Source organism: Actinosynnema pretiosum (assembly GCF_002354875.1).
Taxonomy (GTDB): Bacteria; Actinomycetota; Actinomycetes; order Mycobacteriales; family Pseudonocardiaceae; genus Actinosynnema; species Actinosynnema auranticum.
This window is the reverse complement of record NZ_CP023445.1, coordinates 4,154,074-4,167,089: the sequence shown is the minus strand read 5'-3', so window position 1 is coordinate 4,167,089 and position 13,016 is coordinate 4,154,074. Positions and strand designations below refer to the sequence as shown.

At 74.2% G+C, this 13,016-nt stretch carries 9 protein-coding genes; 2 read left to right on the top strand and 7 right to left on the bottom strand.

Annotated features, from left to right (window positions below):
- From CNX65_RS17925 to CNX65_RS17905, 5 genes are all read right to left on the bottom strand, one after another.
- Nucleotides 1-987 carry a transporter substrate-binding domain-containing protein gene (locus tag CNX65_RS17925; RefSeq protein ID WP_096494548.1) on the bottom strand — a complete coding sequence of 329 codons (987 nt, stop codon included), beginning with the start codon at nt 985-987 and terminating at the stop codon, nt 1-3.
- Nucleotides 988-1,078: 91 nt separating this feature from the next.
- Nucleotides 1,079-2,155, bottom strand: a complete 1,077-nt coding sequence (locus CNX65_RS17920) for a GDSL-type esterase/lipase family protein (RefSeq protein ID WP_232519887.1) — start codon at nt 2,153-2,155, stop codon at nt 1,079-1,081.
- A 111-nt stretch (nt 2,156-2,266) separates the two neighbouring features.
- Nucleotides 2,267-3,451 (bottom strand): cellulose binding domain-containing protein, encoded by a 1,185-nt coding sequence (locus CNX65_RS17915; RefSeq protein ID WP_096494546.1) that lies wholly within the window; start codon nt 3,449-3,451, stop codon nt 2,267-2,269.
- 107 nt (nt 3,452-3,558) lie between these two features.
- Nucleotides 3,559-4,302, bottom strand: coding sequence for a hypothetical protein (locus tag CNX65_RS17910; protein ID WP_096494544.1), 744 nt, complete (start codon nt 4,300-4,302; stop codon nt 3,559-3,561).
- A 46-nt stretch (nt 4,303-4,348) separates the two neighbouring features.
- Nucleotides 4,349-5,095 carry an IclR family transcriptional regulator gene (locus CNX65_RS17905; protein ID WP_015802314.1) on the bottom strand — a complete coding sequence of 249 codons (747 nt, stop codon included), beginning with the start codon at nt 5,093-5,095 and terminating at the stop codon, nt 4,349-4,351.
- A gap of 765 nt (nt 5,096-5,860) precedes the next feature.
- On the opposite strand from CNX65_RS17905, the gene CNX65_RS17900 reads away from it, so the two are divergent.
- Nucleotides 5,861-8,824 carry a helix-turn-helix transcriptional regulator gene (locus tag CNX65_RS17900; protein WP_096494542.1) on the top strand — a complete coding sequence of 988 codons (2,964 nt, stop codon included), beginning with the start codon at nt 5,861-5,863 and terminating at the stop codon, nt 8,822-8,824.
- A gap of 94 nt (nt 8,825-8,918) precedes the next feature.
- On the opposite strand, the gene CNX65_RS17895 is transcribed toward CNX65_RS17900, so the two are convergent.
- Both CNX65_RS17895 and CNX65_RS17890 read right to left on the bottom strand, forming a co-directional pair.
- A complete protein-coding gene (locus tag CNX65_RS17895; protein WP_096494540.1) occupies nt 8,919-9,692 on the bottom strand; it encodes a siderophore-interacting protein in 774 nt (257 codons plus the stop codon).
- Nucleotides 9,693-9,785: 93 nt separating this feature from the next.
- On the bottom strand, nt 9,786-12,050 hold the full coding sequence (locus CNX65_RS17890; RefSeq protein WP_096494538.1) for an ATP-binding cassette domain-containing protein: 2,265 nt from the start codon (nt 12,048-12,050) through the stop codon (nt 9,786-9,788).
- A 78-nt stretch (nt 12,051-12,128) separates the two neighbouring features.
- Between CNX65_RS17890 and CNX65_RS17885 the strand changes: the two genes are divergently transcribed.
- Nucleotides 12,129-12,932, top strand: a complete 804-nt coding sequence (locus CNX65_RS17885) for a TetR/AcrR family transcriptional regulator (RefSeq protein ID WP_096494536.1) — start codon at nt 12,129-12,131, stop codon at nt 12,930-12,932.
- The last annotated feature ends 84 nt before the right edge of the window (nt 12,933-13,016 follow it).

Genomic DNA, 13,016 nt, shown 5'->3' with positions numbered 1-13,016 from the left:
TCAGCAGTCCGGGACGGTGGACGGCCAGGTGCGCACGTCGACGTCCTCCGCCTCGGGCTGCCGGTCCAGCGGCAGCGCCTCGCCGGGGTTGTGCTCCAGCATCGGCCGCAGGTGCCGCTCGAACGCCTCCTCCCACCGCTGGTCGGCCGGGTCGCAGGCGGAGCGGCGCAGCGACAGGTTCACCAGGGCCAGCAGGGCCGCGTTGTCCCCGGTGTTGACCGCCCACAGCTCGGGCGTCTCCAGCGCGATGTCGTGGTGCGCCAGCTCGTCCGGGTGCGCGGAGACGAACCCGGCGAGGATGACCGCGTCCGTGGTGACCGCCTCCACCTCGCCCGCGAGCAGCCGGGTCACGCACTCGCTGATGTTGTTGCTGTTGTCCATGACGGCCCCGGCCGCGCTCACCGCGTCGGTGGAGGTCGAGGTGCTGAGCGTGCACACCCTCCTGTCGCGCAGCTGCGCGGCCTCGCGGATCGGCTCGTGGTCCTTGCGCGTGATGACGGACTGCTCGGTCTCCAGGTACGGGGAGGAGAAGGTGACGCCGCGCATCCCCTCGCGCCGGTCGGTGATGCTGTAGGTGGCGACCACCAGGTCGACCAGCACGCCGTCCGCGCCGCGCATCCGGCTGCGGTCCTCGTTCTGGATCTCCACGAACCGCACGTCCGACGCCTGGAACCCCAGGTCGGCGGCGATCATGCGGGTGATGTCGACGTCGAAGCCGGAGTACGCGCCGGTGGCCGGGTCGCGCAGCCCGATGCCGGGCATGTCGGTCTTGATGCCGACGACCAGCTCCTGCTTGCCCTTCAGGCCCGCCTGCTGCTTGAGGTCGTCCACGGTGGGCGCCTCCCGGTACCACCAGTACCCGCCCGCCAGCGGCACGGCGACGGCCAGCAGGAGCGCGGCCAGCCGCCAGCGGCGTAACCGGGTCGTGCGTCGCCCGCGCGGCTCCCCGTCGCGGTCCGCGTCGGTGGTGCGCTCACCCTCTGCCATTGGGGGATTCTCGCCGACCCCTACCTGCTGCGCACCGGGTTTGCGCGCGTCACCGGTGGTGCGATCGGGTGATGGTGGGGGAGCGGCGCGGTCAGAAGCGGTCCCAGCGCTGGTTCTGCTGCCCGTTGCAGCGCCACAGGATCACCGGGGTGCCGTTGTCCGCGCCGGAGCCGCGCGCGTCCAGGCAGTGCCCGGACCCGACGAGCTGCCCGTCGCCCGCGAGGGCCCACCGCTGGTCGGCGCCGCCGTCGCAGGCCGCGAGCAGCACGGGCAGCTCGGGCGCGACGGCCTGGAGGCAGCGCTCGCCGAGCCGGATCTCGCCGGTGGTGGCGGTGGTGAACCGCTGCCCGGCCCCGTCGCGGCAGTCCCACAGCCGCACGGACGTCGCGGCGCCCGCCGAGGTCGCCGAGACGTCGCCGGGGTCGTCCGCGCCGTCCAGGCACAGCCCCGACCCGGCGCCCACCAGGCTCCCGGCGCGCGGCGCGCCCGCCCCGGCCAGCGCGGCGACCAGCGGCGGGTACCAGCGGCGGGCCAGCTTCCGCTCACCGGCCGGGCTCGGGTGCACCCCGTCGTGCGTGTCGACGGCCGGGTCGAAACCGGTCCACTGGTCGACGACGGTGACGGGGGAGCGCGGCGTGCCGTGCGCCCGCGCCCAGCCGGGGATCGCGGCGTTCAGCTCCGCCACCCGCGCGGGGCAGTCCGGGCAGGCCGGGTGGGCGAGCGGGATGAGCTGGGCGACGAGCAGCTTCACCGCCGGGTTGGCGCGCCGCATCTGCCCGAGCAGCTCGGTGTAGGCGTCGAGCACGGCCGGGGCGCTCTCGCCCGCCAGGACGTCGTTGGTGCCCAGGTGCATGAGCACCACGTCCGGCCGGGCGCGGGTGAGCCAGCCGGGGAGCAGGTTCTCCAGCACGATCCCGGCGGCCCGGAACCCGCCGTGCCCCTCGTGCGCGGGGGAGGGGCCGCCGCCGCAGTCGGTGGCGGGCTGGGTGCCGACGAAGTCGACGTCGGCGTGCCCGGTGCCGCCCAGCTCGCCCGCGAGCAGCGCGCGCCAGCAGCCGGGGCTGCCGGTGATGGAGTCGCCGAGGGCCATGACCCTGGGGTGGGTCGCCGCGGGGGAGACGAGCATCAGCAGCGCGGACACGAGCGGGGTGACCAGGCCCGCGCACACGGCGCGCAACCTCCGGCACGGACCCACGGTTTCCTCCCGGACGGCGCGGTGTGGGGGCGGCGCGGGACCCGCGCCGCGCCCAGTGCACCACGCTCGTGCGCCCGCGGCCTTCTAGCAGGCCAGAGGTGCACTCCCGAAGGCGACATCGTCATACCAAAGGGTGTCGCCGCCGTCGCCGTAGCTCTCCCAGCCCAGCCGCACGTCCACGGTGTTCGGCCGCCAGTTGGCGCGGGCGAGCCACTGCTGGTCGATGTCGGGCGTGGGGGAGCCGTCGACCTGCAGGCCCGGAACGGCGACCCCGTCGACGCTGGTGCTCAGCCTGCCGCTGGAGCCGTCGAGGGTGAACTGCACGCAGGTCCAGCGGCCGGTGGGCAGCGGGATGCTCTGCGCGACGCCCTGCGGGCTCTGCGCGGGCAGGGTGGCGTCGTCGGACTCGCGGTTCCACTGCAGCGCGCCGTTCTGGCCGCCCATGCGCAGGTCCTTGCCGCCGTCGGCGGAGTCCTTGAGCGCCATGAACGTCACGTGCGCGGCGGGCAGCGCGGTGGTGTGCCGGACGTGGAACCGGCCGTGCACCACCGGTCCGCTCACGCTGGCGCCGAAGAAGATGTGGTTGCAGTAGCCGACGCCGCCGTTGACCCGGACCGACTTGGAGCCGCTGCGCGCGACGGAGTTGTCGACGGTGACCGTGCCGGTGCCGGTGCAGTTGGCCGCGCCGACGCTCCACTTGCCGGAGGGGGTGGTCCCGGTCTGGGACTCGAAGTCGTCGCACAGGGTCGCGGTGCCGCAGCCGGTGGGCTGCTGCGGGGTGGTGGTCGTGGTCGGCGGGGTTGTGGTGGGCGGGGTCGTGGTCGGTGGGGTGGTCGTGCTGGTGGGCGGGGCGTCGTCGTTGCAGGGGGTGCCGTTGAGGGCGAAGTCGGTGGGTGCGGCGGCGGCGCCGGAGTAGGTGCCCTGGAACCCGAAGCGGGCGGTTCCGCCGGTGCCGAGCTGGCCGTTCCAGCCGACGTCGCGGGCGGTGACCTTGGCGCCGGTCTGGGTGACCTGGGCGTTCCAGGCCGAGGTGACGGTCTGGTTGCCCGCCCAGGTCCAGGTCAGCGTCCAGGTGGTGACGGGCGCGGCGCGGTTGGTGACCGCGACCTCGGCGGTGAAGCCGGTGGCCCACTGGTTGGGCGTGTAGTCGACGGCGCAGGCGGGCGCGGCGACGGCGGTGCCGCCGCCTCCACCGCCGCCGAGCACGACCAACCCGGTGACCGCGACCAGGGCCACGGCGAGCGCCGCGAGCCGGAACGGGGTGCGCATGAGACAACTCCTTTGTCGTCCACGGTTTCTGGGAGCGCTCCCAGAAGGTCGACCGTAACGACGCCCACCACCGCCCGACAGCGTCCGACCGGGTCACGCGTCGACGGTCACGCGTCCATGTAAAAGTCCACCGGGGTCCCGTCCGCCAGGTGCACCACGGTGATCCAGCAGTGCTCCAGCAGGTAGTTGCCCTGCTCCAGCTCGCTCAGGTGCAGCTCGAAGTCCCCGCTGAGGTACACCCGCAGCGACACCGCCCGGAACGCCGCGATGAACGGCTCCCGCCCCTCGGGCTCGCCCGCGATCTCCGCGCTCACGAGCTCCAGCGCGGTCCGCTCCAGCGCGGCGAACCGGTCCAGCAGCCCGGCCAGCGGCGGCTCCAGCTCGCGGGCCCGCTCCGGGTGCGCGCTGTCCAGGTCGACGAGCACGGTCCGGTCCCGCGCCCGCCGCTCCGCGTACTCCGTCTCCTCCGGCCGCAGGTGCGCGGTCATCAGCACGTCGACGCACTGCTCCCGGTAGCGCGGGTTGAACTCGGCGGGCACCAGCTGCACGTCCCGGAACTGGCGGGGCGTCCCCCGCGCCACCCGCCCGTCCTCGGCGACCAGCCGCAGCTCCCCGCCCTCGTGCCGCACCCCGGTGATCCGGAACGAGGGCGGCACCTCCAGGGTCGCGCTGGGCGGGGCGCCCTGGCCGCACAGCGCGATCGTGACGGCCTGGCCCTCCGCCTGCTGCTGCACCACGACGCCCAGGTGCAGCTCGGGGAAGAGGTGGACCAGGTCGTCGGGGGTTAGCAGGGCGCGCAGTTCGGCGTCGTCGCCGTGGACGGCGGCGTGGACGGGTTCGACGAGTCGCATGACCGGATCCTGCCGCCACCCACCGACAGTTCCGGGCGCCCGCGGGTCAGCGCAGCGCGCGGCTGATGCCCCCGGCCGCGATCCGCAGGGCCGTCACCAGCCGGGCGGGTTCGCGGCGGGTCGCGGTCACCACGCCCAGCGCGGCCACCACGTCACCCCGGCGGTCGAGCACCGGGACCGCCACCGAGCAGGTGCCCAGCGTCATCTCCTGGACCGTGCGCGCGAAGCCCCTGCGGCGCACCTCGGCCAGCTCGCGCAGCAGCCTGCCCGGCTCGGTGATCGTGTACGGCGTCACCTTCTCCGCGCACTGCACCGCCTCCGCGACCACCGGTTGCGGCGCGTGCGCCAGCAGCACCTTGCCCACGCCGGTGGCGTGCAGCGGCAGGTGCCCGCCGGGTCTGCTCACCACCGGCACCGACGAGTGCCCGTGCAGCCGCTCCAGGTACAGCGCCTCGTCGCCGTCGCGCACCGCCAGGTGCACGTTCTCGCGCGTGGCCTCGTAGAGGTCCTGGAGGAACGGCAGCGCCACGTCCCGCAGCCCGCCCTGCACGCGCGCGAGCAGCCCGAGCTGCCACAGCTTGCGGCCCACCACGTACCTGCGGTCGGGCAGCCGCTCCAGCACCTCCTGCGCCACCAGGTCGCTGGCCAGCCGGTGCGTCGTGGTCAGCGGCAGCCCGCTGATCCGCGCCAGGTCGGCCAGCACCAGGCCGTCCCGGTGCCCCTCGAAGGCGTTGAGCACGTCCAGCGCGCGGGCCATCACTCCCCGGCCGGGCTGGGATGTTCCTCCTGCCACCCTGTTCCTCCACACGTGCGGGCGGGCTCCCCCGAGTGCGGCGGTGAGGGGTCGGCCGCTGGTCGAACGGGCCCCCGGACACCCGGCCGTCCGAGGGCGGGGGAGTGGGGCACGCGGCCGATCGTAGCCACGTCGCGAAGCCCGCCGGGACGGTGATCAACCCGTGTCGCGGGCGGGTTCTCCCGGCTGTTCTCGCTGCACGGGAGGCCGGCTTCCGGTGGGTGGCGCGCTCGGGTGGCGGGGGAGCGGGGTTCGTGCGCCGGGCGGGGCGAAAGGTGTCGTGGGCCACGTTCCACCGGTTCGTCCCGTTCACAGCTCCTCGGGGCCCGTCCTGGGGGCTGGGGGACGTCGGGGTCGTGCTCCCGCCGCTGGTGGGAGCGGTGCGGGCGGGTCGTTCCGGTGAGCGGAAGGGGTGACGCGCCCCGCAGGCGCCCCGGCGCTCGGCGAGGTGTAGGGGGACGGGGTCGCCACCCGCCGAACCCGAACACCCTTCAGGTAATTCCCATTATTCCTTCAGTGTCGAACGAAACCAATCATCCCAGTGGTCCGGACATCCGAAGACTCACGTCCCCCAAAACCGCCAGGACGAACAGGGGGCTCGTTCGGCGACTTCGGGGGGTTTCGGGGGGCGGGTGGTTCACGCGGTATGTCCCGGATCGTCGGTACTGGACCGTCTCACCAGCGGTTTTCGGTACGCGCGGATACCAAGACCACCCTTTTGCGGGGCATCGGCGCTGTCGTGCCCGGCCGCTAAGCTCACCGCCGATGATCACGCACGTCGTCGGCAGGGCGGCCGAGCTGGCCTACGTCACCGCGCGAGTCCAGCCCGGTTCGGGTGGCGCGCTGGTGCTGCTCGGCGACGCGGGCATCGGCAAGACCACCATCCTCGACCAGGTCTCCGAGCAGGCCCGCGAGGCGGGCACCACGGTGTTCCGCGCCCACGCGGGCGAGGTCGAGCAGGCGCTGCCCTACGCGGTGCTGCACCGGTTGCTCAGGCCGCTGCTGCACCTGTCCGACCGGTTGCCCCGCAGGCAGCGGGACGCGCTGCACGGCGCGTTCGGGCTGGCCGCGGCGGACCGGGCCAACAGCCTGCAGACCGGGCTGGCGGCGTTGACGCTGCTGTCCACGCGCGCCGACAGCGGACCGCTGCTGGTGGTGCTGGACGACGCGCAGTGGGCGGACCGGGCCTCGCTGGACGTGGTGTCGTTCCTGGCGCAGCGCCTGGTGGGCGAGCCGATCGGGCTGCTGGTGGCCTCGCGCGCCACCATCCCGCCCGCCGGGTTCCAGGTGCCGGTGCTGCGGCTGCGCCCGCTGGCCGAGCGGGACGCCGAGGCGCTGCTGGACGGGCAGCCCGACCCGCCGGTCGGCGCGGTGCGGCGGGCCCTGCTGGACGCGGCGGCCGGGAACCCGCTGGCGCTGGTGACCCTGGCCGGTCAGGCGCCGGAGGTCGCCGAGGACACCGACCCGGTGCCGCTGGCGGAGCGGTTGGAGCGGGCGTTCACCGCGCACCTGGCGGAGCTGCCCGAGGTGACGCGGGCGGCGCTGGTGGTGGCGGCGGCCGACGACAGCGCGGTGCTGCCGGGCGCGGCCGAGGCGCTGGAGCCCGCCGTCGCGGCGGGGTTGGTGCGGGTGCGGGAGGGCAGCGTGCACTTCCGGCACTCGGTGCTGCGGGCGGTGGTGTACCGGGGGGCGGGGTTCGCCGAGCGCAGGCGGGCGCACCTGCTGCTGGCGGAGGCGGCGCGGGCGGACCCGGACCGGCGGGCGTGGCACCTGTCGGCGGCGAGCTCGGACGCGGACGAGGCGGTCGCGGCGGAGATCGCGGAGGCGGCCAGGCGGGCGGCGCGGCGCGGGGCGAACCAGGCGGCGCTGGACGCGTGGGAGCGGGCGGCGGACCTGACGCCCGAGGGGGAGCGGAAGGTGGCGCGGCTGGGGGAGGCGGCGCTGACGGCGATGTCGCTGGGCAGGCACGCGCGGGCCAGGATGCTCGCGGCCCGTGCCGGCGCTGGCCCGTCGTGGGCGTCGATGCTGGAGGCGACGGCGGTGCTGCGGCGCACGGTGCACCCGGACCAGGCGCTGGAGCTGGCGATGCCGATCGCGCGGGCCGCGGGTGGTGACCGGGCGTCGTTGAACGCGCTGGGGCTGGTGGCGTACGCGGCCTACGCGATCGGCGAGCCGGGCCTGCTGGCGGGGTTGCTGGAGCCGGGGGAGGACATCACCCGCAGGTTCGCGTCGGTGGTGGCGTTCCCGTTCGCGGCGGCCCCGCAGGTGGACACGGACCGGGGGCAGCAGAACGAGGTGGTGTTCGCGGGGGCGCTGGCGATCCTGCGCGACGAGTACGAGGCGGCGATCCAGCTGCTGGCCACGGCGGTGGACCAGCACGGGTCGGTGCGGTCGGCGGGGTTGGTGGCGTCGACGCTGGCGAAGGCGTACTGGCACACCGGCAGGTGGGCCGACGCGGAGGCGGTCCTGGCGCCGCTGGTGGCGGCGCACCGGGTGTCGCCGGACGTGGGCACGATCGCCGCGACCACCCAGGCCGCCGCGCTCGCCGCGGTCCGGGGGGACGTGGCGATGGCGCGCAGGCACGTGGCGGACGCCCTGGACCTGGGGGCGCCGGGGGTGAGCCTGGACGCGGTGGTGCACGCGAGGTTCGCGGAGGGCCTGGCCGCGACGGCGGCGGGCGACCACGCGGCGGCGTTCGAGGCCTACGCGGCGGTGTTCACCGAGGACGGCGAGCCGGTGCACTACTACCTGTCGCACTACGCGGTGGCCGACCTGGCGGGAGCGGCGGTCCACCTCGGGGGCGGTGGTGGGTGGGGTGGCGCGGGAGCGGCTGGGGGCGCGGTTCGTGGCGGTGCCGGGGGCGCGGCCGGCGGCGGTCCTGAGGCGGCTGCCGGTGGCGCGGGGGGTGGCGCGGGCGATCCGGCGCTGGCTGGTGGCGTTGGGGCGGCTCGTGGCGCTCAGGGCGACAGCGGCGGTTCCGGGGCGGCGGCCGGCCCTGATCCGGTGGCCGGTGGTGGTCCGGTGGCCCGTGGTTCGGCAGCGCCGTTGGTGTGGGTCGCCGCGGTGCTGCGCAGGACCGAGGAGCTGACCAGGGGGGACACCCCGCCCAGGTTGCGGTTGCTGATAGCCAGGGCCCGCCTGCTGGTGGGCTTGGACCCCGGTGAGCTGCCCGCCACCACCCCGTGGCCGTTCGACCACGCGAAGTTGTTGCTGGACCAGGGCGAGCAGTTGCGCCGGTCGGCCCCGGTGGCGGGTCAGGACCCGGTGGACGTGCTGGGGCGGGCGCGGGTGGCGCTCGGTGGGGCGTTGGAGTTGTTCGAGCGCTTGGGGGCCCGGCCGTGGGCCGAGCGGGCGCGGGCCGAGTTGGCGGCGACCGGCGCGCAGGTCACGCCCAGGACCCGGACGGCGTTGGCCGGGTTGTCGCCGGAGCAGCAGGAGATCGTGCGGCTGGCGGCCTCGGGGATGACCACCAAGGAGATCGCCGAGCGGGTGCTGCTCTCCCGCCGGGCGGTGAACTTCCACCTGTACCAGGCGTTCCCGATGCTCGGGGTGACCAATCGGTCGCAGTTGCGCGAGGTCGTCGGCGACACCCCCAAGACGGACACCCCCAAGACGGACACCGCACAGACGCGCACCCCAGAGACTCACACCCCAGGGGCAGGCAGCTCCGAGACGGGGGAGGCCGATGACGTGGTGGACGAGGCCCCAGGGGAAGCGCCTGGCGCGTAGCCACCTCCCGGCCCGACCCGGCTCCCGCCCGGCTGGCTCCGCGTCGTCACCGGGTCACCGCATCGCCGGGCCGGGTCACCAAGCCGCTCCCCGGTCACCGGGTCTTCTCGCGGGCGTCGGCCAGGTCCTCGTCGGTGGGGGCGTCGTCCTGGGTGAGGGCCTTGCGCCAGTAGCCGGTGAACTCCACGCGGCCCCGGTCCAGTCCCCGGTCCTGCACCAGGTGCCTGCGCAGGGCGCGCACGACCGAGGCCTCGCCCGCCACCCACGCGGTGGGGGTGCCCGTGGGCAGTTCGGTCTCGGCCAGTGCCGCGTGGAGGTCGTCGACCCAGCGGATCTGGTCGAAGGGGAACGGCTGCTCGGGGCCGGTGGTCATGGCGAGGATGGTGGAGCCCTCGGACAGGGACTCGATCAGGCTGGCCATGGCGGGCAGCGCGGTGGCGTCTCCGGCGAACAGGTACCAGTCGGCGCGCTTGAGCGGGCGGGTGTAGGCGGCGGAGGGGCCGTAGCGGCCGATCACGTCGCCGGGCTTGGCGGTGGCCGCCCAGGCGGTGGCGGGGCCGGGGGCGCCGTCGTGCAGGACGAAGTCGATGTCGACCTCGGACTGCTCCCTGCGGTGGTGGCGGATGGTGTAGCTGCGCATCCACGGGCGCTCGGGTTCGGGGATGGCCATGAACGCCTGGTACCACCCCATCCCGTAGGTGTCCTCCTGGTAGACGAGTTCGGGAAGGTCGTGGCCGGGGCGGGGGAGGAGGAGCTTCACCTGCTGGTCGGGCCACGTGTGGATGGCGTCCAGGCCCTCGCCGGTGAAGGTGATCCGGACGACCTGGGGGACGACGAGCTCGGTTCTGGTGACGGTCAGGGGAAGCATGGCGCACATCCTGGTGGTTGGGGGGAACGGCGTGATCACCACCCCGATCAATGATCTTGAGGGGGCGCCTGTCCGGACAGCGTGGTGTTGTGGTCACCCCGTGCCCACGTACTCCTTCAAGTGTCTGCCGGTCAGCGTGTGCGCCCGCGCGACGAGCTCGGCCGGGGTGCCGGTGAACACGACCTGCCCGCCGTCGTGGCCCGCGCCCGGCCCCAGGTCGATGATCCAGTCCGCGTGCGCCATCACGGCCTGGTGGTGCTCGATCACGATCACCGTGTTGCCCGCGTCGACCAGCCGGTCGAGCAGGCCGAGCAGCTGGTCGACGTCGGCCAGGTGCAGTCCGGTGGTGGGTTCGTCGAGCACGTAGGCAGCCCCGGCCTCGCCCAGCCGGGTGGCCAGCTTGAGGCGTTGGCGCTCGCCGCCGGAGAGGGTGCTGAGGGGCTGGCCGAGGGTGAGGTAGCCGAGGCCGACGTCGGACATGCGCTCCAGGACCGCCCGCGCGGGCTTCTCGGTGAAGAACTCCAGCGCCTCGGTCACCGGCATCGCGAGCACCTCGCTGATGTTCCTGCCGCGCAGCCGGTGCTCCAGCACCTGCGGGGTGAAGCGCTTGCCCTCGCACTCCTCGCACCGGGTGGCGACGCCGGCCATCATGGCCAGGTCGGTGTACATCAGCCCGATGCCCTTGCAGCGCGGGCAGGCGCCCTCGGAGTTGGCGCTGAACAGGCCCGGTTTGACCTTGTTGGCCCTGGCGAAGGCGGCGCGGATCGGGTCGAGCAGGCCGGAGTAGGTGGCGGGGTTGCTGCGGCGGGAGCCCCGGATGGGGGACTGGTCGACGGTGATCACGCCGGGGCGGCCGTCGAGGGAGCCGTGGACCAGGGAGGACTTGCCCGAGCCCGCCACGCCGGTGACCACGGTGAGCACGCCGAGCGGGACGTCGACGCTCACGTCCTTGAGGTTGTGCAGGGTGGCCCCGGTGATGGGCAGCTGCCCGGTGGGGGTGCGGGGGTGCTCGCGCAGGCTCGCCCGGTGGCCGAGGTGGCGGCCGGTGGGGGTGTCGGAGGCGCGCAGGCCCGCGACGTCGCCGGTGTAGCAGACCCGGCCGCCGAGGGCGCCCGCTCCGGGGCCGAGGTCGATCACGTGGTCGGCGATCCGGATGGTCTCGGGCTTGTGCTCGACGACGAGGACGGTGTTGCCCTTGTCGCGCAGGTGCAGGAGCAGGCTGTTCATCCGCTGGACGTCGTGCGGGTGCAGTCCGGTGGTGGGCTCGTCGAAGACGTAGGTGATGTCGCTGAGGGCGGAGCCGAGGTGGCGGACCACCTTGACGCGCTGGGCCTCGCCGCCGGAGAGGGTGCCGGACTGGCGGTCCAGGCTCAGGTAGCCGAGGCCGATGTGGACCAGGGAGTCCAGGGTGTGCCGCAGGGAGGCGGTCATGGGGGCGACGGAGGGGGCGTCGAGCTTGGCGGCCCAGTCGGCGAGGTCGCTGATCTGCATGGCGGAGCAGTCGGCGATGTTCAGGCCGTCGATCCGGGAGGACAGGGCGGCCTCGCCCAGGCGGGCGCCCCGGCAGGCGGGGCAGGCGGTGGCGGTGGCGGCGCGGTCGACGAAGGCGCGCAGGTGCGGTTGGAGGGACTCGCGCTCCTTGGACAGGTAGAGGCGCCGGACCTTGTCGACCAGGCCCTCGTAGGTGACGTTGGTGGAGCCGACCTTGATCTTGACGGGTTCGCCGTGCAGGAGCGTGGCGAGCTCGGCGTCGGTGTAGTCGGCCAGCGGCTTGTCGGGGTCGAAGAAGCCGGAGGCGACGTAGGTCTGCACGTACCAGTTGTCGACGGTGAAGCCGGGCACGGTGACGGCCCCGCCGAGCAGCGACTTCGAGCGGTCGACGAGCTGGTCGACGTCGACGGCGGAGACCTTGCCCAGGCCCTCGCAGCGCGGGCACGCGCCGTCGGGCAGGGTGAAGCTGAACGCGGCCGAGGTGCCGATGCGGGGGACGCCCAACCGGCTGAACAGGATGCGCAGCATGGTGTGCGCGTCGGTGGCGGTGCCGACCGTGGAGCGGGCGTTGGCGCCCATGCGCTCCTGGTCCACGACGATGGCGGCGCTGAGGTTGCGCAGGGAGTCGACCTCGGGGCGGCCGACGGTGGGCATGAAGCCCTGGACGAAGGCGCTGTAGGTCTCGTTGATCAGCCGCTGGGACTCGGCCGCGACGGTGCCGAAGACCAGCGAGGACTTGCCCGAGCCCGAGACGCCGGTGAAGACGGTCAGCCTGCGCTTGGGGATGTCGACCGAGACGTCGGCCAGGTTGTTCTCCCTGGCCCCGCGCACCTCGATGGCGTCGTGGCTGTCCGCTGCGTCGGCCATTCCCCGGTTCCCCCCGTGTTGTTTATGGCGTAAAGTGGTGATGGGGCCGAAGGTACTTTATGCTGTAAGGAGTTGCAAGTGGTTGTGTACGCTGGACAGGGCGATGCCCGGCGGTCCCTGTCGCTGCTGTGGCGGGAGGACGCCGGTGACCAGGCGAGACCGGGCCCCAAGCAGGGGCTGACGGTCGACTCGATCGTGGACGCCGCGATCGCGGTGGCCGACGACGGCGGCATGGAGGCGCTGTCCATGCGCGCGGTGGGCGAGCGGCTCGGGCGCACGGCGATGGCGCTCTACACGTACGTGCCCAACAAGGCCGAGCTGGTGGACCTGATGTACGACCGGGTGCTGGCGGAGCTGCCGGGGCGCTACGACCTGGACGACGGGTGGCGGCCCGCGCTGGGGGAGTGGGCGTGCGACACCAGGGCGTTCTACCTGTGGCACCCGTGGGTGCTGCGCGTCTCGCAGGCGCGGCCGGTGCTCGGGCCGAACGAGTTCGCGTCGCTGGAGACGCTGGTGACGATCCTGCGGGAGACCGGGATCGACAGGGGCGGGCTGCGCGGGATCGTGGGGGCGCTGACCCAGTTCGTGCGCGGGTCGGCGCAGGTCACCGCGGACACGCGCGGGGCGGCGAAGGCGACCGGGGTCGGCGACGAGGAGTGGTGGTACGGGCGGGCGCCGCTGCTGGACGCGTACGACCTGGGCAACCGGTTCCCGATGGTGGTGTGGGTGAACGAGGACCCGCCGCCGCCGGTCGAGCTCTCCGGCGACGGGCCGCCGGAGGGGGACGGGTACCTGGAGCGGGAGGCGGCGCTGAGCTTCGCGGCGGGGTTGGAGGTGCTGCTGGACGGGATCGAGGTCGCGGCGGCGCGGGCGCGGGGGTGACTCGCGGGCCGGGTCGGTGGCGCGGTGGCGGTCGGGTCCGCGCGGCCCGGCCGCCGTGGCGCGCAGCGGATCGGCGCAGGTGGA